Annotated in this window: 17 protein-coding genes; 5 read left to right on the top strand and 12 right to left on the bottom strand. The window is 56.2% G+C overall.

Annotated elements, in window-relative coordinates:
• Window positions 1–30: 30 nt before the first annotated feature.
• The 10 genes from N879_RS18255 to N879_RS18210 all read right to left on the bottom strand — a co-directional run bounded on the left by N879_RS18255 (window position 31) and on the right by N879_RS18210 (window position 10,971).
• On the bottom strand, window positions 31–2,178 hold the full coding sequence (locus tag N879_RS18255) for a phosphocholine-specific phospholipase C (protein WP_022983583.1): 2,148 nt from the start codon (window positions 2,176–2,178) through the stop codon (window positions 31–33).
• Between the two features lie 74 nt (window positions 2,179–2,252).
• Entirely contained in the window at window positions 2,253–2,489 is a 237-nt protein-coding gene (locus N879_RS18250) for a hypothetical protein (RefSeq protein ID WP_009460728.1), read from the bottom strand.
• Between the two features lie 11 nt (window positions 2,490–2,500).
• Window positions 2,501–4,756, bottom strand: a complete 2,256-nt coding sequence (locus N879_RS18245) for an alkaline phosphatase family protein (protein ID WP_152978330.1) — start codon at window positions 4,754–4,756, stop codon at window positions 2,501–2,503.
• Between the two features lie 216 nt (window positions 4,757–4,972).
• Window positions 4,973–5,707 carry an alpha/beta hydrolase gene (locus N879_RS18240; protein ID WP_031233037.1) on the bottom strand — a complete coding sequence of 245 codons (735 nt, stop codon included), beginning with the start codon at window positions 5,705–5,707 and terminating at the stop codon, window positions 4,973–4,975.
• Window positions 5,708–5,719: 12 nt separating this feature from the next.
• Window positions 5,720–6,460, bottom strand: a complete 741-nt coding sequence (locus tag N879_RS18235) for an ABC transporter ATP-binding protein (RefSeq protein WP_009460732.1) — start codon at window positions 6,458–6,460, stop codon at window positions 5,720–5,722.
• The gene (locus tag N879_RS18230) at window positions 6,444–7,205 is read right to left on the bottom strand and encodes an ABC transporter ATP-binding protein (RefSeq protein ID WP_009460734.1); all 762 of its coding nucleotides are present in this window, start codon (window positions 7,203–7,205) and stop codon (window positions 6,444–6,446) included. The genes N879_RS18235 and N879_RS18230 overlap by 17 nt, the downstream gene beginning before the upstream one ends.
• Complete coding sequence (locus tag N879_RS18225; RefSeq protein ID WP_009460736.1) at window positions 7,202–8,062, bottom strand: branched-chain amino acid ABC transporter permease; 861 nt, start codon at window positions 8,060–8,062, stop codon at window positions 7,202–7,204. Before N879_RS18225 ends, N879_RS18230 begins: the two co-directional genes overlap by 4 nt.
• Window positions 8,063–8,218: 156 nt before the next feature.
• The gene (locus N879_RS18220) at window positions 8,219–9,100 is read right to left on the bottom strand and encodes a branched-chain amino acid ABC transporter permease (RefSeq protein ID WP_009460738.1); all 882 of its coding nucleotides are present in this window, start codon (window positions 9,098–9,100) and stop codon (window positions 8,219–8,221) included.
• A 10-nt stretch (window positions 9,101–9,110) separates the two neighbouring features.
• A complete protein-coding gene (locus tag N879_RS18215; protein WP_031233034.1) occupies window positions 9,111–10,352 on the bottom strand; it encodes an ABC transporter substrate-binding protein in 1,242 nt (413 codons plus the stop codon).
• A gap of 40 nt (window positions 10,353–10,392) precedes the next feature.
• Window positions 10,393–10,971 (bottom strand): cupin 2 protein, encoded by a 579-nt coding sequence (locus tag N879_RS18210; protein WP_009460742.1) that lies wholly within the window; start codon window positions 10,969–10,971, stop codon window positions 10,393–10,395.
• Window positions 10,972–11,113: 142 nt separating this feature from the next.
• On the opposite strand from N879_RS18210, the gene N879_RS18205 reads away from it, so the two are divergent.
• Entirely contained in the window at window positions 11,114–11,719 is a 606-nt protein-coding gene (locus N879_RS18205; RefSeq protein ID WP_022983581.1) for a TetR/AcrR family transcriptional regulator, read from the top strand.
• A 41-nt stretch (window positions 11,720–11,760) separates the two neighbouring features.
• On the opposite strand, the gene N879_RS18200 is transcribed toward N879_RS18205, so the two are convergent.
• Entirely contained in the window at window positions 11,761–12,675 is a 915-nt protein-coding gene (locus N879_RS18200; RefSeq protein WP_009460746.1) for a LysR family transcriptional regulator, read from the bottom strand.
• A gap of 175 nt (window positions 12,676–12,850) precedes the next feature.
• Between N879_RS18200 and N879_RS18195 the strand changes: the two genes are divergently transcribed.
• From N879_RS18195 to N879_RS18185, 3 genes are all read left to right on the top strand, one after another.
• Window positions 12,851–13,951, top strand: coding sequence for an alkene reductase (locus N879_RS18195; protein WP_031233032.1), 1,101 nt, complete (start codon window positions 12,851–12,853; stop codon window positions 13,949–13,951).
• A 31-nt stretch (window positions 13,952–13,982) separates the two neighbouring features.
• Window positions 13,983–15,005 (top strand): zinc-binding alcohol dehydrogenase family protein, encoded by a 1,023-nt coding sequence (locus N879_RS18190; protein WP_009460750.1) that lies wholly within the window; start codon window positions 13,983–13,985, stop codon window positions 15,003–15,005.
• A 181-nt stretch (window positions 15,006–15,186) separates the two neighbouring features.
• Window positions 15,187–18,474 carry an autotransporter outer membrane beta-barrel domain-containing protein gene (locus N879_RS18185; protein ID WP_022983580.1) on the top strand — a complete coding sequence of 1,096 codons (3,288 nt, stop codon included), beginning with the start codon at window positions 15,187–15,189 and terminating at the stop codon, window positions 18,472–18,474.
• Window positions 18,475–18,591: 117 nt separating this feature from the next.
• Here N879_RS18185 and N879_RS18180 read toward each other — a convergent pair whose 3' ends face one another.
• Complete coding sequence (locus N879_RS18180; protein ID WP_009460756.1) at window positions 18,592–19,119, bottom strand: DUF2478 domain-containing protein; 528 nt, start codon at window positions 19,117–19,119, stop codon at window positions 18,592–18,594.
• A 285-nt stretch (window positions 19,120–19,404) separates the two neighbouring features.
• On the opposite strand from N879_RS18180, the gene N879_RS18175 reads away from it, so the two are divergent.
• Window positions 19,405–19,815, top strand: a 411-nt coding sequence (locus tag N879_RS18175; protein ID WP_022983579.1) for an IclR family transcriptional regulator, incomplete at its 3' end; no start/stop codon positions are given.

The raw sequence follows: 19,815 nt of genomic DNA, 5'->3' as shown, positions 1-19,815 counted from the left end.
TGGCTGCCCTATCTTGCCTGATCAGTCTGACTAGCGTGCGACACCCATGGCCGGATCACTGATCCCGTCGCGGCCATTTTCCAGACGGCCAGCAAAGCGGCGCTCGAAATGTTCGCCCATGGTGGCGGTGAAGTCATACCAGTTGGCCGAGCCTTCCAGCGACCAGCGCGCGTCAATCTGCATGCCGGGGTCCACGGTGTACACCCATGGGCCATCTTCCCGATACGCATTGGCGGTGACCGTGACGGTCGCCGCTTCGCTACCCACGTTCATGATGGTCAGAGAGACGGTGTTGGCCTTGGGCTCGTAGCAGACGCGGACTTCGGGTTTGGGGCCCTGGCGCAGGGCGTGCAGATTGCCCTTGAAATGACGGTGGTAGCCGTTGGGGCCCAGCACCCACAAGCTGTAGTCGCCGTTCTGGTCTGCGCCCACGGTCCAGGAGTCCGAAATCATCTTGTCGGCTTCTACGGTAAAGCGACGTGGGTACTCGGACAGATGCAGCTCGTCGTACACATGGAACACGGTGCCTTGGGTGCCAGTGTTGCTGAAGGTCAGCCAGACCTTGTCCTTGTCCAGATCCACATTGGCGCTGGTATGCAATTGATAAGGCAGGGCACGGGAGGGGCGTAGCATCAGATCCTGTGTGGGCATGGGCTCGGAACCCACAGGCGGCATGGGAACCTTGCCCGCCTGTACTTGCTGCGCCAGTGTGGCATCGGCCTGATCGCGGGTGGGGGCTGACACCAGGGCAGGCTTGTTGGCATTGGGGGACTTGAAGTCAAAGCAGGAGCGCATGTCGCCGAATACGGCTCGACGCCAGGGGCTGATATTGGGCTCCTGCACACCGAAGCGCTGCTCCAGAAAGCGCAGAACGGAGGTGTGGTCAAACTGCTGGGAGTTCACCCAGCCGCCCACGCTCCAGGGAGAAATGATCAGGGTTGGCAAACGGGGGCCGGCACCAAAGGGGCGGCCATCGGGGGGCAGTTTGCGCGAGTCTCCATCCGGGGCGGGCATGGTGTAGTACTCGTTCGAGACATCCACGGTGGACTTGCCGGCCGGAGTGCCGTCGCGGTGACGCCATGGTGGGGCTGGTGGGGGCATGTGGTCAAAGAAGCAGTCGTTTTCGTCGTAGTTCACGATCAGAACGGTTTTGCTCCAGACTTCGGGGTTGGCCGTCAGGATGTTCAGCAAACGCTCCAGATACCAGGCACCCTGTCCGGGCACGCCCATGCTGGGGTGTTCGCTGTAAGGGCCAGGGGCCACAATCCAGCTGACCTGTGGCAGGGCACCCATCTCGATATCGTCGGCAATGGCTTGCAGAAAGCCGCCGTCGGGCATGGTATTGCCAAAGCCCTTGTACAAGGGGGACAGTGCTTCCATTTGTGGTGAATAAGTGGCCGAGGGTGAGCCCATCGAGGCCAGCTCTTCATTGACCTTGCGGTAGGACGCAAATGCCACCAGCTGATTGTTATTGCTGTTGTTGCCGGGACGGTTGTAGACCTTCCAGCGCACGCCTGCTTCCTGCAGACGCTCCGGGTAGCTGGTCCAGTCCAGCCCGTCTTCGGATGGGCCCAGGCCCCCCCAGTTAGAGTTGGTCACGCAGGCACGCCCGGTGACATTGGCCCCGTTGGTGCCGCTCCACAGGAACATGCGGTTGGTGAAGGTGCCGGTGTTGATGGAGGTGTGATAGGCATCACAGACGGTAAAGGCGTTGGCCAGAGACCAGTGAAAGGACAGGTCCGACTCCTTCAGGTAGCCCATAGCCACATTGGTGTATTTGGCTTTGGGCCAAAAGGCCATGCGGCCGCCGTCCCAAGCCTCCTGCTGGTCATTCCAGTCGTGTGCACCACCCACGCGCAGGGCATTGCCTTTGGTGGCGTCCAGATAATAGGGCTGCACCACGCCGCTGCTGCCTTGCTGACGCCAGACCGATTCGCCCGAGGCCATGGGGATGGTGAAGCGGTCACTAAAGCCGCGTACTCCCGGCATGGTGCCGTAGTAGTGGTCAAACGAGCGGTTTTCCTGCATCAGGATAATGACGTGCTCCACATCATTGATGGTGCCGGTGGCATTGTTGGCCGGGATGGCCAGTGCTTTCTGAATGGCGGGGGGAAAGGGCCCCAAGGCAGCGGCGCTGGCGGCCAGCCGCAGAAAATTGCGACGATTAAGGTAAGTCATGGGAAAGCCTTGTCGATTGAGTGTTGCAAGAGGGCCAGGCGCGGCAGTGGCCACCGCCCGGCCAAGGTGCCCTATCAGGGAGCGCAGTCCAGTTGCGAATTGGGGGTGGCGGGCTTGTTAGTACCCTGTTCCCCCAGCGAACCGCTGGCCGGAGGCGTGACGATGGGCACCTGCTCACTGCCCGAGCCCGTGTTGCTTGCTGGGGAAGGGTTGCCGCTGCTGCCATCGCTGCAGGCACTCAACAGCAGGGCCGTAACGCTCGTCAGGGCCAGGGTTCGCATCAAGCGAGCCAGAAGAGTCAAAGAGGTCATGGCGTGCTCGCTTAGTGGGTGGACAAGCTGGACAGCGGCTTGTTGGACCAGTAGATCGACTGCAGCTCTTCGTCGCTCAGCACACGATTCCACATGGCCAGATCACCAAACATTTGCTGGGTTGGCGGAGCAACAGCACATTTGCCCACGGTGTAGGGCGGCGTAACCGAGCCATTGCACTTGTTCATCAGGAACTTGCCGGTGCCATCATCGCCAATCCCCCATTGCGGATAGGGAGAGAGCTTGGACAGATCAACAGCGCCAGTGGATTTGCCAGCTGCAACCTGCGTTGTCTGGCCGATGACCGGGTCGAAGATCTGCATGTTCATCTTCTTGGCCACACCGTCCACCGCAAAGGCAATGTAGACCCAGCGGCCTACCGGAATTTGCGTGTAGGGATTGGTGGGGCCGTCGGCACGAACACCGCCTGAACCAATATTGAAGGCCACGCCACACTGATTCTTGGTGGAGCTGCTGAACAGGCCAATCGCCACACCGGCATTGCCACCGCTGACATAGTTCTTGTTGGACAGGATGGTGACGTTATTGCGGTCAATGCACTGGGGCACCTGATACCAGAAGCCGATGGTGAACTGGGGGCTGCTGCCGGTGGAAATATCAAAGCCTTGTGTCGGCGTCATGCGGTAGCCTTCCAGCCCTTCCACGGTGACATGATTGGTATCGACCAGCAGCCCATGCGTGCCGCTAAAGGGGCCGGGCACCACTACCCCTGCGGCCGAAGGCAGATCGGCAGAGGCGGGGGCCATGCTGCTGTTGCCTTGTGCATCAACAGGCGGCAGGGTCGCGCTGAAGGGGTAGTAAGAAAGCAGACCGTTGCGCAAGGTGGTGGCCAATGGCACAGGCGGCAAGTAGGAGATGGGCGGGCTGATCAGGTTGCGCCAGGCGGCCTGCTCGCCCGAGCCTGCCTGCACGGTGTAGTCAAACTGATACGTGCCTTTGCTGCTCAGGTCGGCCGTCAACTGATTGTCGGTATAGCTTTGTGTCCCTGCGGGCAGACGCGAAGCAATGACCTGGCCATCGCGCAGGATATCGATGGGGGCGTCGGCCGGTGCTTTCCAGTCCAGCTTGATGGCCACGGACGAAGAATTGTTGTCCACGACGGTGGCATTCAGATTGGACACGGCTTGTGGGCCCAGCAGGCTGCTGCCATCGAGCTTGTATTCTGCCGCTGGGGGCAGCGTGTCCAGATAGCGCATGACGGTGGGAGCGACATCAACCAGGCTGTTGTACTGATACAGCTCGGCCAGTGTCTGGGGCAGGCTGGCTCCTACGCCTTGTTCCCCTGTATTGACGCTTTGGTTGAAGGCCAGGAAGGTAGCGGACTGGGACAGCAAGGGCAGGCCATTGTCTTGCCCATGCTCGCTCAAACCGTGGTTGCCTGTCACGACAATCAACCATTCGCGATCCTGCTGCTTGGCCGTGGCCGCCATCAAGGTACCGATCTCCTTGTCCAGCTTGCTCAGGGTGGCCCGGTAGTCAGGCGATTCGACACCAAAATCCAATGCCGCATCTTTGGCAGAACGGTACTGAACCAGAACCTTGCGGTAGTTCCCTTCAATCATCTTCATTGCCTGGGTGGAGACACAGGACAGGGTGACGGCTTGTGCAGAACAATCGGCCAGCTCGTGCAGACGCTCGGCATCATGGTCAGCCTTGAGCAAATGGGCCAGTCCGCTGGATGCAACGGCCGCGGCATTCTGGCCAGGCTGGGCAGAGTGAAACAGGCTGTTTTGACGCAAGACCTGGTCTGGTGCCGTAGATACCACACCGTGACGATTGGCCCAGGTGCCGGTCAGCAGGCTGGCCCAGCCCGGCATGTCCAGATTGGCTTGTTGGCTGGGGGTGCCCACCACACCGCCGCTATAGGCCAGTTGGACGTTCAGCTTGGCCAGATTAGGAAGGCTGCCCGCTGCCATGCCTTGCTGCACAGCGCGGTAGGTAGCCCCGTCCAGATCAATGATCAGGGCGTGACGAGTGCTGGGTGTGTCAGGCTTTTCCGGATTGGTGGGTGTTTCGGGGTCGGTGGCCGGGCCCGAGCTGGTTTCAGAGCCACCACAAGCGGCCAGAGCGGCAGATAGGCTTGCTACTGCCAGGGCCTTGAGCAGGCCTGTTTTGCTGCGTCCTGCGCGGCCCAGGGGCGGGTGTTGCAAGCAGCCAGCTTGGGCCGCGTTCAGATACCGGGTTGCAGAAGGAGGGGGAAAGCCGGGCCCTTGAGAAAGGGGGCTGGCCATGTGCGCATGTCTCATGATTCGATTGCCTTGTCGCTGACGTTAAGAAAGGATCGATCGAATTAGAGCAAGGCAGCATGACGGCCTTGGGTCGATATCCTAGACGTTCATCGTCGTTGCTGTTTGTTTTTTCGGCGGAATCTCTTGGAGGTTTGGAGCGCGAGTCAACAGTGCCGGTTCTGGAGTGTGAACAAGCCCGCTGTTAGCGGGCTTGTTTTGTTAAAGAGGGAACGCTTAAACAGTAGGAGTTGCGCAGGATAGGTAAGGCTTCAGAGTTTGTAGTGTTTCAAGGGGATGGGAGATCATGCAGTCATGGCCAGCTTGTAGTTCCAGATAAGGCCAGCCTAGTTGGCGGGCATATAGCTTGCTGCTTTCCAGAGCGCTTAGAGCAGGTTGAGTACAGTCTATGTAGATGCCGGGATATAAGTCTGGGCCTACATTTTGTATATCTGTGTAGGTGCGGGCGGGGTGCGGCGTCAGCATGCGGTCTGCCCAGCGAATGTCTGCTGGGTCATGTACCCCCATATTTGCAACTGTGGGGACAGGAAAGACCGTTGTGCTGTTGCTACCCTGGTAGCTGGAAATCAAGCGTTGTCGGCGTGTTGCGGGGTCGTGTGCGTCGGACCAGCTTTGACCGCAAGGGACCAGGACAGCATCGAGATAAATGGCACGTTGTATGTGCGTGCTGCCGGTGATATGCAGTTGCTCTTGTAAGCCGGGCATGATCAGACCCGCATAACTATGTCCGATCAGGACACAGTCATCGAGCTCCTGATATTGCAAGAACATCGCAATATCTTGTATGTGAGTGTGTATCCCAACCTCTGGTGTCAGAAGGTGGGCACGGTCTCCCAAGCCTGTGAAGGTGGGTGTGAAAACCCGGTGGCCATGTTGCTCTAGCAAGGTCTGTAGGCCGCCCCAGCTCCAGCCTCCGTGCCAAGCTCCATGTAGTAAAACAATATTGGACATGACAGACTCTTTTTAAACTGCGCAGTAGCGGTCCTGCATTTCTTGATCGATTAGTAGTTCGGCAGCACTGGCACGGTGCACAACAGTGCCATTGTCGATAATCACCGCACGGTCTGCGATCTCCAGAGCGAGAGCCACATTTTGTTCGACTAAAACCAACGTTTTCCCTTGCTGGCGCAGCTCGGTAAATAGCGCAAACATTTCATCGACCAGTTTGGGCATAATCCCTTCAGAGGGCTCATCAAGCAAAATGAGCTTCGGATTGCTCATCAGGGCACGTGCAATCGCTAGCATTTGCTGTTCCCCACCAGACATGGTGCTGGCTGCTTGCTTGAAGCGTTCTTTCAGGCGGGGGAAGGTTTGTGCAATTTCCTCAATACGCTCTGTCAGCTTGTACTGGCCGGGTGTCGCTGCCAGACCTAACTGCAGGTTTTCCAGGACCGTAAGTCCCGGGACGATCCTGCGTTCCTCAGGGACGTAGCCCAGACCGTAGCGGAAGCGTTGATGGGCGGGCCGGGCAAGTATTTCTTGTCCTCCGTACAAGACTGATCCTTGGACTTTCGGTACCAGGCCCATTATTGCCTTCAAGGTAGTGGTTTTGCCGGCACCATTTCGACCAAGAATAGCTAACAGTTCACCTTCTTTAACGGAGAGGTCGATACCTTGAAGAATATGGCTGGGCCCATACCAGGCTTGGAGGCCGGTAATGTGCAGCAGCGTGTCTTGCGGTGGGCTACTAGTGGTGGGCGGCATGTTTTTCCCCTAAATAAACACGTTTGACCTCGGCATTGTTCATGATGTCGGTGGGAGGGCCCTCGGCCAGTAGGGCACCATGATGGAGGACAAGAATCCGATCACTTATATCCATGACCATCTTCATTTTGTGCTCGACTAGTGCAATGGTGCGTTGTTGGCGCAATGCCTGGATCAATTCGATAATTTGTACTGTCTCTTGTGGTCCCATGCCGGCCGTTGGTTCGTCCATTAAAAGCAGCTCTGGATCGCTGGCCAGAGCCATGGCAATCTCTAGTGCACGCTGCTCTCCATGAGATAGGGAACTAGCCAGTAAACCGGCCTTATGATCCAGTCTGACCATGGCTAGCAGTTCTGTGATGCGCTCTTGGGCCTGGGGGCGCTCATCGCGTACAGTCCAGAAATTCAGGGTGGTTTTAGGAGTTTCCAAGGCTAGAAAAATATTTTCTGCCAAAGTGCTTTCCAGAAAGAGGCTCGTGATTTGATGAGACTTGGCAATACCTATATTGACAAACCGGTGCCGGGGGGTAGACCGGGTGTCTTGGCCCTTAAACAAAAGTTGACCAGTATCGGGTTTGATGGTGCCGCTCAACATGTTGAATAATGTGCTTTTCCCGGCCCCGTTGGGGCCGATAATTGAAAGCAGCTCTCCGCGTCGGATGTTAAAGCTGATGTCTCTATTGGCGACATAGCCACTGTAAGTTTTGCTCAAACCTTGGGCGGAAAGAATAATGTCGTGTGTCATGGCTTTGGCTCCGCAGGACGGCTCTGTCGTATTGCTTGAACGCCACCCCAAATACCTTTTGAGAAAAACAGTACCAGCAGCATGAACAAAATACCGCTGATCATTTGCCAGTAGTCAGTCAAGTCGGAAAGAAGGTTTTCAGCGCCTAGAAAGACAACCGCTCCTACCACCGGGCCGACAAAAGTGGCCATGCCCCCTAGTAGCACCATCATCACTACTTGCCCGGACAGGTGGACCGAGAGCGTCTCCAGGGGGACTGTTCCTATGTGATAGGCATATAGAGCTCCTGCTAAACCGGACAGCAAGCCGGAGATTGCAAAGGTGATCTGCCGAACACGTAGAACAGGCACACCGCAAGCTGCTGCACGCTGCTCATTTTGACGGATCATGGACAAGGAGCGACCCAGGGGGGTGTAGAGCAAGGCACGCAGCAGACTCAAAGCGCCCGCTACAATTGCAAAAATCAGGTAGTACTTGCTGAGTGGGTCGGAACTGGACAGTTGTAAGAATCCCCAGTCTATTTCCAAGGGGGGCACGCCTCGCAAGCCGTTGTCCCCTCCGGTCCAGTTTGGATTGCGGTAAGCGAAGAAGTACGCACATTGCGCCAATGCCAATGTGATCATGGCAAAGTAGATTCCACGCACCCGTAAGGATAAAAAAGCAAAGAGCAGGCCGATCCCCAAACCCACCAAGGCGCCAGACAGCAAAGATAGTTCCCAAGGGAGTTGGCCGTGGACAGCCGCGATGCCAGCCGCATAAGCTCCACCTCCAAACAAGGCTGCGTGTCCTAGCGATAGCATGCCGCCATAACCGAAGACTAAATTGTATGCACTGGCAAAGAGTGCAAAAATCAGCATGGAGGTAGCCAGGGATTGATGGGGAACCAGCCAGGGAAGCAGGCCCAGGAACGCCAGTGTTCCAAGCAGGTCCAGCCATCGTCCGGATCGGTGGATGCGAGCAGCCGGTCTTGTGTCGCGGTGTGCTCTTGTAAGAATTGATGTTTGCATAATTTTTTAGCCTAAAGCCCCACGGCGCCCCAGAAGGCCTTGGGGACGCGCCAGTAACATGAGAGTCATCAGCACATAGATGGAGAGTTCTTGGAACTCGGGGGCGAACAGGGTCACAAAACTGACAACCATGCCGATCAGCAGGCCGGCCAGTACAGCGCCAGATAAGGACCCCATCCCCCCTACGACCGTTACAACGAAGGCATCAACCAGAATGGCCGAACCCATATCCGGATGGACGCCCCGCATGGGTGCAGCCAGAATTCCTGATAGGGCGGCCAGTCCTGACCCCAGGGCAAAGGCCATAAGCCAGACTCGCGAAATGTCGATGCCCAGAATGCGGATTATGGTCCCGTCTTGGGCTCCAGCGCGGATAATCAGTCCCCAACGTGTGCGCTCCAGCAGCAGCCACAACAGCAATACGAGTCCCAGACAGAGCGCGATTAGAAAGAGCCGATACCCCGGCAAGAGGCCAAACCCAAGATCAACCACCTCGCTTAGGGCCTCAGGAGTAGCAATATGGACACCCTCTCGGCCAAAAATCATGCGCACCGCATCGACGATGACGTATGCTGCCCCAAAAGTAAGCAGGAGGGGATAATCGATACCTTTGCCGTACAAGCGCCGAATCAGAAAGCGCTCAAAAAGTCCTCCAATGGCAGCCCCACCCAGAGCGGCTACAACGAGGGCTGCAGTAAAGCTTTGCGTGTACTCCAGCGTGACAAAGCCCAGGTAGGCGCCCAGCATGTAAAAGGCTCCATGTGAGAAGTTCACCACGTTAAGCAGGCCGAAAATCAGTGTTAGTCCTACCGCTAGCAGAACATAGATGGAGCCGAGCGCCAGTCCAGCTGCAGCTTGTTGGAAAATCAGGTCTATTGTCCATTCCATAGCGCTGCCCCTATGCGGTAAAGCCCAGGCTTTCACAAGACATCAAACGATTTTCCGCCGCCTCTTCGGTTGCCAGAATCTCAAATAAATCATCGTCAGTCTTGGCTTGTTCGGGAGCTTTGGACTGCACGATAAAAACAGATTGCACTGATTGATGGTCGCAACGACGGTAAAACTGGGGGCCTTTGTAGTAGTCGTACTGCATTGAGCTGAGCGTGTGAACAAGTGCGTCAGGTTCAATCGACTGAGCCTGGATTGCGGCTTTCAAGGGAGACAGGACGCTGGCATAACCCAAGGCCGCGTAATCAGATGGATTGGCACCATCCGAAATTGCACGAAATCCAGCGTTAAATTTGGCCGCGCTAGGCACCGAGTCTTCAATTCCCCAGTAGTAGCCGATGCAGCCTAAAACGTCTTCATAGACCTTATGTCCGTCCACTTGCCTGGCGGTATGCACCATAAGGGGAACAGCCAGTTTCATTTTGCGTTTCAGGCCAAACTCCCGGGCTTGCTTTAAAGCGACTTGTTGGTCTCTACCGAAATTATTGATGACCAGCAGGTCCGGTTTGAGCGCCAGAATGCGCGGGAACAATGTGGAGTAATCATTGACGCCTAAAGGGTGACGAATATCGTCGATGATTTCTGCCCCTTGCTGTTCTGCTGCGAGCCTGAAACCTGCGGCCATTTCTTGCCCATAGATATATTCGGCAGTCAGCATGACGATACGCTTGGCACCTTGTGGCACCACGTAGCGAGCCAGTGCGCCTGCAGTGGCCGTTGGTGTTAGCCCTTCATGAAACAGGTACTTGCTCCATTCAGTCGCCTGGTTTATCGAATCGGAATTGGCTATAGGGGTGTACGGTACACCTTTGGCCTTGATGACACTGTTGACCGAGAAGGCAGCTGGGCCAAAAGGACCTGCAATGAAATTAACCTTTTCCGTTTCGATCAGTTCCAGTGCGCGTGTTGCACCCTCGCCGGCATTCAGCCTGCAATCGCGTACCAGCAGTTCAGCCATGCGCCCCCCCAGGCCGCCAGCTTCATTGAATTGCTGGATAGCTAATTGGGCACCCAGCACTTCCAGGCGAGCGTCGGCGCCATAAGGGCCTGTAAGTGGAGCGATGAAACCGACCTTTATAGGTGAGTTGGCTTGTGCCCGTGCCCAGCTAGGCACGGATAAAGCCGTGAGTGAGGCCGCCGAAAACTGGAGTAATCGACGACGCTTTGGGGAGCAGAGAGCGTTCTTATCCATGAGAGGGATCCTTGAGAGCATGGGCCAGGCAACTGGAGGACTACTGAGTATTGGGTTGGTAGGGGGCAAACCGCTGTACCGCGTTTTCGGTGTACTCGACCTTAGGCTGTGTTCCGGCAATGACGTAAAGCAGCAGGGACTCTGCCTCGGGGTCGCCCTCGGTGATATTTTCAAATCCGCGGGCAATGCCGGCTGGCATGGAAATCACGTCGTAGGGGCCCAGATCTACATGCTCTTGCTCAGAGCCCTCGTTAAAGAAAAATCGCCAACGGCCTGTTAAAGGCATAAAAGTCTCGTTGGTGTCATGCACATGGGCAAAGGCACCGCAACCTGGCTTGGCACTGGCAAAGCCCAGATTAAATCCCTCATTGATTGCAATGGCTGCAGCCGCAGAGGCGGCGGAGCCGACAGGAGAAAGCCCACCCTCTTCAGGTGGAGCAAAGCCTATGACGTTCATCAGGGTTCGGACCCCCAATGGGTGATTCATATCGGGCAGTCCTGTGCTGGCACCACGCAGATCTGCGAATCTAGCGACACGGGTCAGCATCTCCTGGCGAGAGGCAACTCTGCAGGGGATGATGCGGTTGGAATTAGTGGGGTTTTGATTGTGCTCAATCATTGTCTCTTTCCTTAAAGTTTATCAAACGATAAAAAAGATTATCGTGCGATAATTTAAGTTCCGCAATTTAATTTAAATGAGGGGTTTCCCTAGCATGGCTGAGCACTTACCGCCTTCAGATACACCCAGAAAAGAGGCTGATATGCCACGGAAGCATTTGTCTGGGGTAGACCGACGAGATCAAATGGTGGAGCAGGCCATCGAGCTTTTTGCTCAAAAGGGATTTGCCTTGACGACCAGAGAGTTGGCTCGTGAGCTGCACATCACGCAACCACTGTTGTATCGATACTTTCCTAGCAAGCAGGAGCTGATTGAGCAAGTGTATGAGCGGGTGTTCTTAAGTCGCTGGAATCCGCTTTGGGAGGTCTGGCTGGCTGATCGAAGTCGTCCATTCCGGGATCGTTTGGTGCAGTACTTTGTGGACTACACCCAGGCAATATTAACTAGCGAATGGGTACGGATTTTTCTGTATGCGGGCTTGCAGGATCCGTCTTTGAACCAACGTTATCTGCAAATGCTTCATGAACGGATTTTCAGAATTCTGAGCCAGGAGTTGCATTACGACTTGGGGCGGGAGCAGGCCTTGACATCAGATCAGGCGATGCTGGAGAACGAGGCTTGGTGGGGGCTACACAGTAGTTTCTTTTATATGGGGGTACGCAAATGGGTGTATCAGCTTGAGGTGCCTGATGAACTGGATGCCGTGATTGCGTACCGTGTGGATGCTTTTTTGGACGGACTAAGGTAAAGATTTATGCGGCTAAGCCCAGTCTGTTTCAATAACCACCCTCAATAAGAGGGTGCCTGCCCCCATGCCTTGATTCGCTGGACTATAAATTGGTGCAGCTCGCGCAATAGCGGTGTGATCTGTTGGCGGCCAGCAGCCAGCAGGTAAAGGGGCGAGGCTTCAAAGCCCCAGTCTTGGCAAAGTGGAAGCAAGTGCCCTTTGGCAAGATCGTTCGCTACGTCGAAGTAGGCTTTATAGGCAATGCCTTTGCCCAATAAAGCCCAGCGCCTGACAACATCCCCATCGTTAGACACATTTACGGCTCTTACAGCTACAGTCATTGTCGGCTCACCGCCTCGTTCAAAACGCCAACGATCGTGTACGTCCTCACCTAGCATAAAACACAGGCAGTCATGGTTTTTGAGCTCATCAGGGGTCTTGGGGGTACCGTGACGACTTAGGTAAGAGGGGGCTGCACACAGCACGCGCCGATGCTGGGGGGCGATAGGCAGAGCCACCAAATTGGAGTCTGCCGGATGACCATAGCGAAAGGCTGCATCAATGGGTTCGCTGTATACATTAGCCAGCCGATCGGACAGATGCAGGCGTATGTCCACGCCCGGATTGGCATCCTGAAATTCATTTAACCAAGGCAACAGCACATTGCGCCCCAGATCGGACGGGGCGGCCAGCTTCAATTGGCCCCGGGAGCCTGGGCGGCCACTGGACAATTGCAGGCTGGCTTGCTGCAAGGCGGACAGGGCGGGACGACATTGAGTCAGAAACACTTCGCCTTCAGAGGTCAGCCGCAAATGGCGCGTGGAGCGCAGAAAAAGCTGTACACCCACTTCTGATTCGAGGCGTTTGATTGCCGCACTGGCGGCTGCCGGTGTTATGCCCAAACCTCGTGCCGTGGCGGACAGACTGGCGTTGTCAGCGGTGCGAACAAAAATTTCCAGATCTTGCAGTGCTTTCATAACGTGCCTCGCTGGGCTGGGTTTTTATGCTGAAAAGCTAATTAATGGAATTAATTATGACGCTATTTTCAACGTATTTTTGAATATCGTTTCAAGCAAAAGCCTGTTTTTCTAAAGATCCTGAAAAGGCACACTGTGATCCACATTTTCATTTTCTTGATGAGGCATACAAATCATGGGTCTAGCAACATCTACTTTGTTTTCGGCATTGAAAGTGGGCAGCTTGCAGTTGCCTAACCGTATCGTGATGGCTCCCATGACACGTAGCCGCACTGATCAGCCAGGAGATATTCCGAATGCGCTGATGGCCCAGTATTACGCTCAGCGTGCCAGTGCAGGCTTGTTAATTAGCGAAGCGACGCAGATTTCGCGACAAGGGCAAGGCTACAGCTTTACTCCCGGCATCTACACCCAGCAGCAGGTGCAGGGCTGGCGCTTGGTAACAGATGCTGTGCACCAAGCAGGTGGCCGGATTGTCTTGCAACTGTGGCATGTGGGTCGGATGTCTCATGCCAGCTTTCATGCAGATGGTCAGACTTTGGCCCCTTCCGCCTTGTCTCCCCAGGCTCAGGTTTGGGTAGTGGGGGAGGACGGGGTGGGGCGGATGCTGGATTGCCCCGTACCGCGCGCCCTGAGCGAGCAAGAGATTGCAGCTGTGATTAAGGACTACCGCCAGGCGGCCGCCAAGGCCATGCAAGCGGGATTTGATGGCGTGGAAATCCATGGTGCCAATGGCTACCTGATTGATCAGTTCCTGCGCACCACATCCAATCACCGTGAAGATGCGTATGGGGGCAGTGTGGAGAACCGTATTCGTTTTGCCACAGAGGTGGTCGAAGCAGTAGCGGCAGAGATAGGAGCAGAGCGCACGGGTATCCGTCTGGCCCCCTTTATTACGCAGCGAGCCATGAACTGCCCCGAAATCATTCCAACGATCTTGCAGTTGGCCAAGGGATTGGACGGCAAGGGTCTGGCCTACATTCACTTGTCAGAGGCTGATTGGGATGATGCCCCTGAGATTCCTGATGATTTTCGCCATGCCTTGCGTGCCCACTTTTCGGGTCGAATTATGGTTGCGGGCAAATATGACGCACACAGAGCCGAGAAGATTGTAAAGAGTGGCCTGGCTGATCTGGTGGCGTTTGGTCGCCCCTTTATCGCCAATCCGGATTTGCCTGCACGCTTGCGTGATCAGCTTCCCTTGGCAAGCTTCGATCCACAAACCTTGTTTGGGGGTGGCGCACACGGGTATACCGATTATCCGAGCATGGCCTAAGACAGGTCATTGATTTTTATAAGGAAAAAAGATGAAAGCGATTGCGTATAAAGCGCCCCAAGCGATAGAGCTGCCTGAGTCCCTGATGGATATTGAGTTGCCCGACCCGGTGGCCACAGGCCGCGACTTGCTGGTCCAGGTAAAAGCGGTGTCCGTCAACCCGGTCGATACCAAGGTGCGACAGCGTGGTGGGCCGGATGCCGGGCAGCAGTACAAGGTGTTGGGCTGGGATGCCAGTGGCATTGTGAAGGCGGTTGGCCCTGAGGTCCGCTTGTTCAAACCGGGTGATCGCGTCTGGTATGCCGGTTCGATTGCGCGTCCGGGCACGAACAGCCAACTGCATCTGGTCGATGAGCGCATCGTGGCGCATGCACCCAAATCGCTGGATTTTGCCGCAGCAGCCGCTTTGCCCCTGACCACCATCACTGCCTGGGAAATGCTGTTTGACCGTCTGGGGATCGCACCTGGCAAGGCTCCCAGCGGCAAGAGCCTGCTGATTGTAGGGGCGTCCGGTGGAGTGGGCTCCATCATGACGCAACTGGCATCCCGCCTGACTTCCTTGACCGTGATTGGCACCGCTTCCCGCCCCGAAACCCAGGCCTGGGTGCGTGAACTGGGTGCCCACCATGTGATTGATCACAGCAAGCCCTTGACTGACGAGCTGGAGCGTGTCGGCTACCCGCAAGTGGACTATGTCGTCAGTCTGACGCATACCGATCAGCACTTTGAGCAGATTGTTCAGGCCATCGCCCCGCAAGGAAAGTTTGGCCTGATTGATGATCCCGCCAGTCTGGATGTCAGCCAGCTCAAGCGCAAATCTGTGTCCTTGCATTGGGAGTTCATGTTTACCCGCTCCTTGTTTGGCACGGACGACATGCTGGCCCAGCATCGCTTGTTGAGCGAAGTCGCTGACCTGATTGATGCCGGTCTGATCCGCACAACCTTGACCGAGCGTTTTGGCAGTATCAATGCCAGCAATCTGAAAAAAGCCCATGCCTTGCTGGAGTCGGGTAAAGCACGTGGCAAGCTGGTGCTGGAGGGGTGGGACGCGTAAACCGCTTATTGTGTTTTGAGCCACCAACCCGCGTTGCCATATGGCCACAGCGGGTTTTTGGTGGTTTGAATTAAACGGTTTCCAGGCTTTATTTGCATTAATGTGCTTGCTCGGAGGTTGTCCCTGGGGCGTTTACTACACGGGACGTCTTGTGTATTGCCCACGCCTGGAGCCCAAGCTCATGTCCGCGATTTTGAAAACCCTGTTCAGTGCTGGTGTCTTGCTAGCGGCTTCGGCCAGCGCCCACGCCTACCAGACTGAAATTATCTACAACAAGAAAGGGGAAGCGGCCTTTGAACTGCGGGTCTTTGGCCCTCAGGATGGTCCTTATGGCAATATTGGGCCGTCGGCCTTTGATGTGGACGAAAACGGCCGCCGCAAGATTCGTGCGGCGCTGGAGCGCTGGGCTGAAATCCTGATTCTGCCGCCGAATTACCGTCCCGGCGTTGTCCATCTGGGCACCTTCGCGGCGCCCGGTGCCTCTGCCAGCAGCGATCCCTGGTTGATGGCGGGTGATCCGGTGGCGGTTTCCATGCTGCAGGCCGCTCTGTTCAATGCCTTGTCGCCAGAGGACTACGACAGCCCCCATGGGATTATCAATATCGGGCTGATGCCCTTTGATACGGCCCCGGTCAATCCCAGCCAATTACCCTTGACGGGTCAGGCGGACTATAACGGGGTCATTTTTCACGAGTTGGCGCATGCCCTGGGTTTGGGGAATGTGGTTGCCGACAGGAATGGGCCTGGCACAGGTACACCGCAGTTTGCTCCTTTCCTGAATCGGTGGGCGGCGGGTTTGCGGGATGACAATGGCAATCCGGCCCGCCCTGAGCAGAACATTCTGTGTACGCCTTGCCGTCATCCCTATGATGCGCAGGCCTTCGATCTGCGCAAGGATCAGGGCTACTTTACCGGCCAGCATGTGCAGGAGGTGTTGGGTGATGCCATGCCCGGCGTCCCGGTCAGCATTCTGACTTTTCATGACAATCCTGCTGCCGGTATAGACACGGATTACATGAGTCACAGCGAGTTGCGCAACAGCCTGATGAGCCATCAACGTTACCGCAATTACACCAACTTCATGGAAGCTGAAATCGCGGTGATGCAGGATCTGGGCTTGCAGATCGACCGGCGTAATTTCTATGGTTATTCGGTTTACGGGGATGACGTCACTCTGGTCAATCAGAATGGTTTCTTTGCCCGTAATGCCGAGGGTACGGCGTATCTGCCGGGGCAGTACAACACCGCGACTCAGGGCCTGGGCCTGCACATTTATGGCCAGCGCAATACGATTACCCAAGCGGCGGATTTGCTTGGCGCCGGCCCTGGCGGTATAGGCGTGCGGGTGGACGGTAGTGAAAACACACTGATTATTCCGGCCTCTACACGTATCCATGCCCAGGGCTGGGTTGGGCGTGGTCTGCAGTTCAGCTATGGCCGTAATCACACGATCGTGCAGCAGGGCGAAGTGCGTGCGCAGGGTGAGGACGGGGTGGCGGCATTGTTTGATTTTGGCAATAACGCCAGGGGCAATCAGGATGGTTATCATGGTTCATGGCAATGGTTCTCGCCGTTGGAGAACAAGCCGCTTGGCTATGTGCCCCAGATTTTGCAGGGCGCACTCATCAAGGACTACCATTTAGCCGGTCTCTTGTCGGGCAAGAAAGCCGCTATCCAGATTTCCAGCAATGCACAGGTTGAGAATATCAACGTCATGCAAGGTGCCCGGATTCAGGGCGATATCCTGTCTGACTATTCCACTCGTCAAAGCAACGGCGAGCTGTTTGTCACCCATGTGAATTTTGGGCAGAAAGCAGATGAGCAAGGGCGTGCCACGCTAGAGGCCGATCCTGATTTCCGCCTGCGTTATGACGGCAATATTCAGGGCGCGGACAACTTGGCCGTGGTGATTGCAGGGGGCGAAAGCTCGCTCAATGGCCAGCATCAACTGCATGGTCTGCGTGTGGATGCAGGCGCTACGCTGAGCGGCAATAGCAGCTACGCCATCAATCCGGAAGGTAATTTCAGTAACCACGGCACCTTGAGCCCGGGTAACTCCTTTGGTCAGATGACGATTCAAGGCGATTTCGTTCAGGCTCCTGAAGGCCGGGTATTGATCGAAGCCGACACGCGTCAGAATGACCGGATTGAAGTGCAAGGTCTGGCTCAACTGGCTGGTGAATTGAAGCTGCAATTGCAGCCTGACTGGTATGCCGATGGCTGGTCCTTGAGCCAGAACACGGTCTTTCAGGCCACACAGACCCAGGGTGGTTTTGATCTGCTGACTGCCAGCCTGAATTCGCCCAGCCTGAGCGTGCACGTGAATAACGGTGGCTGGTCGGTCAGTCGTCAGGCAGCAGCTTACTCGCCCTATGCAGTTAATCCGAATGCGGCTGCCGTAGGCCGCAGTCTGGAGCAGGCCTCCACTGACAATCAGCGTCCCTTGGCCTCTGTCTACCAGGCTTTGGACTTCTCCGCAGCGGATGGCAGCGAGATTGGTGACGCACTCAATCAGTTAAGTGCTGGTGCTTATGGGGCTCAATTGGCGGCCAGCTTGCGTCGCGAGCAGTTGGTGTCCGAGCAACTGCGTCAGCGCCCTGGCCTGGGCAAGGATGGCTGGCAGACTTTCATCCAGCCTTTTGGTGGCCGTTATCACTGGCAGTTAAGCAGCAATGATGTAGACCACCGCAGCCAGACTTATGGTGTCGTGTTCGGTGCGGAACATCGCGCTGCAGGCAGCGAGTGGAGTTGGGGTGCCCATGCGACTGCCAATGAGCAAAGCTTGAATATAGATGCCCCTTATCAGGCCAAGAGCACGCTGACGGGGTTGGGTGCCGGTGTGCATGCCTTGTACCGTGCGGATGCTCGTGAGGGCTGGAAAGGCTTGGCGCAAGTCCGTATGGGCCTGGAGCAGGGTAAATTGAACCGACGCATTGCGTTTTCTGATTATCAGGCCAATCCCAAATCTGACTGGACGGGCCATACCTTCGCTGCAGGCGTGCAGACGGCCTATCACTGGCCCTTGGGTGAAGCAGGCAGCATAGGTCCAGTGCTGGCCCTGGATTACCTGCGTTACAGTCGCCCCGGTTTAGGTGAAGAGGGTGATGCAGGTAGCCGCTTGCAGCTGGATTCGACCCGCGCCCAGTCCTTGCAAGCGTCGCTGGGCTTGGCTGTTAGCCAGGCTTGGGAATTGAAACAGGGCCGTCGTTTGAAGGCTGAGGTTTCGGCTTCGTGGGAGCAGGCTTTGCTGGGCCGCAAGCAGACGCAGTACGCACAGTTTGAGGCCTCGCCACAGACGGGCTTTGATGGTCGCTATGCACGGGTAGACAATCATGCGTTGGCCTTGCGCGCAGGATTGACGCTGCAAAGCTCCGAGCGCTTGCGTCTGGGGGTATCGGCGGGGACCCGTTTGCTGGGCAATAGCCGGGCAGATATTTCGGGGAGTGTGTCGCTGAACTGGGCGTTCTAGGCTGGATTAGCCGGGGTTTTGAAGGGCTATCTGTTAGCCATGACTATTTGATAGGGAACTGCCGGATTGATTCTGGCAGCTCCGTAAATTGGATCACGCTAGCCCCGTTGAAGGCCTTCAGGCGGCCTGGCGGCTGTTCTCGAACCAGTCCCACAGTGCCTGACGCTCCGGCTCCAGTTCCACCGCCAGGCCACCTGTAAATTCACGCCATGCAGGCAGGTAGGTGTGGGCCACAACAGTCAGCACCGCGTAGCCCTGGTCGATCAAGGCCAGGATCTCGTTATTAAAGCCCTGGCCGTCCGCTTCCATGATTCCAAAGCGATTCACAATCACCAGATCAGCCGGGCTTTCCAGCGCCTGCCGCAGCACTTCGCTGGCTTCCAGCAAGGCACCAATGTCCAGGCAACAGGCGGTGGATTCCGACCCCAGGTTCTGGGTAATGGGATACAGCGTACCCTTGTCCAGATCCTGTACCGTGCGCAGGCTATGGCCTTCCTTCTGAATTTCCGGACCTTGCACCAGACCACAGACGCGATAGTTCTTCGCGCGCAATTCCTGCACGAATTCCAGTAGCAAGGCGTCGGCACTGCCTTTGCCTGCGTGCACGATGGCCGCAAGGGCAAGAGGCGGGGAATTGGTGTCCATCGGGATGTGGCTCCGGGCAGTAGAAAGAGAAGGCAAGGCTCTTTGTACACGCATTTGGCCTGGGCTGGAAAGCGGAAAAACCTCTGTGCTGCTGGCCGGTGTTTGGCCTTGGTGGGTAGCAGGCTTGTTGTTTAAGGTTCAAGTCTCGAAGCCTTTCTGCTTGAACAGCGGATGGAACTGTTGCGAAAGCCGCTTGCTGCTTTGCTATACGGGCTTGTCTGGCTATGGCGTGGTTCTGTTCCATGAGACAATTCATGCACTTTTAGTGACTGATGGGATATTCGATTGGACAAGACTTTTGTTAAGGGCCTGGTGCTCCTGGAAGCCCTGGCCAAGCACGAACGCGGTTCGGGTGTCACCGAACTGGCCAATCAATTGATGCTCAATAAAAGCAATGTGCATCGCCTGTTGCAGGCCCTGGTTCACCAGGGCTTTGCACGCAAGAATGAAGATACGGGTCGCTACGAGCTGACCATGAAGCTCTGGGAGCTGGGTTCGGGCCTGGCAAACCGTCTGGATGTGCGGGAGGAAGCCTTGTCTTTCATGAAAGAGCTGGCCGAGCAAACCCAGGAGACGGTGCATTTGTCGCTGCTGGACGGGGTCGAGGTGCTGTATATCGAAAAGATAGACAGCCCGCAGCCCGTGCGCGCCTACACCACGGTGGGTGGTCGCTCGCCTGCGCAATGTGTGGCTACC

Source organism: Alcaligenes sp. EGD-AK7 (assembly GCF_000465875.3).
GTDB classification, from domain to species: domain Bacteria; phylum Pseudomonadota; class Gammaproteobacteria; order Burkholderiales; family Burkholderiaceae_B; genus Alcaligenes; species Alcaligenes phenolicus.
The sequence above is the reverse complement of the archived record's forward strand: the minus strand, read 5'-3'. Positions and strand labels throughout refer to the sequence as shown.

Coding starts and splice junctions, on each gene's coding strand:
- N879_RS18190 (WP_009460750.1), top strand. CDS start 13,983: ATGAAAGCGATTGCGTATAAAGCGCCCCAAGCGATAGAGCTGCCTGAG.
- N879_RS18245 (WP_152978330.1), bottom strand. CDS start 4,756: ATGAGACATGCGCACATGGCCAGCCCCCTTTCTCAAGGGCCCGGCTTT.
- N879_RS18225 (WP_009460736.1), bottom strand. CDS start 8,062: ATGCTGATTTTTGCACTCTTTGCCAGTGCATACAATTTAGTCTTCGGT.
- N879_RS18200 (WP_009460746.1), bottom strand. CDS start 12,675: ATGAAAGCACTGCAAGATCTGGAAATTTTTGTTCGCACCGCTGACAAC.
- N879_RS18255 (WP_022983583.1), bottom strand. CDS start 2,178: ATGACTTACCTTAATCGTCGCAATTTTCTGCGGCTGGCCGCCAGCGCC.
- N879_RS18235 (WP_009460732.1), bottom strand. CDS start 6,460: ATGCCGCCCACCACTAGTAGCCCACCGCAAGACACGCTGCTGCACATT.
- N879_RS18205 (WP_022983581.1), top strand. CDS start 11,114: ATGCCACGGAAGCATTTGTCTGGGGTAGACCGACGAGATCAAATGGTG.
- N879_RS18215 (WP_031233034.1), bottom strand. CDS start 10,352: ATGGATAAGAACGCTCTCTGCTCCCCAAAGCGTCGTCGATTACTCCAG.
- N879_RS18180 (WP_009460756.1), bottom strand. CDS start 19,119: ATGGACACCAATTCCCCGCCTCTTGCCCTTGCGGCCATCGTGCACGCA.
- N879_RS18240 (WP_031233037.1), bottom strand. CDS start 5,707: ATGTCCAATATTGTTTTACTACATGGAGCTTGGCACGGAGGCTGGAGC.
- N879_RS18250 (WP_009460728.1), bottom strand. CDS start 2,489: ATGACCTCTTTGACTCTTCTGGCTCGCTTGATGCGAACCCTGGCCCTG.
- N879_RS18185 (WP_022983580.1), top strand. CDS start 15,187: ATGTCCGCGATTTTGAAAACCCTGTTCAGTGCTGGTGTCTTGCTAGCG.
- N879_RS18220 (WP_009460738.1), bottom strand. CDS start 9,100: ATGGAATGGACAATAGACCTGATTTTCCAACAAGCTGCAGCTGGACTG.
- N879_RS18195 (WP_031233032.1), top strand. CDS start 12,851: ATGGGTCTAGCAACATCTACTTTGTTTTCGGCATTGAAAGTGGGCAGC.
- N879_RS18210 (WP_009460742.1), bottom strand. CDS start 10,971: ATGATTGAGCACAATCAAAACCCCACTAATTCCAACCGCATCATCCCC.
- N879_RS18230 (WP_009460734.1), bottom strand. CDS start 7,205: ATGACACACGACATTATTCTTTCCGCCCAAGGTTTGAGCAAAACTTAC.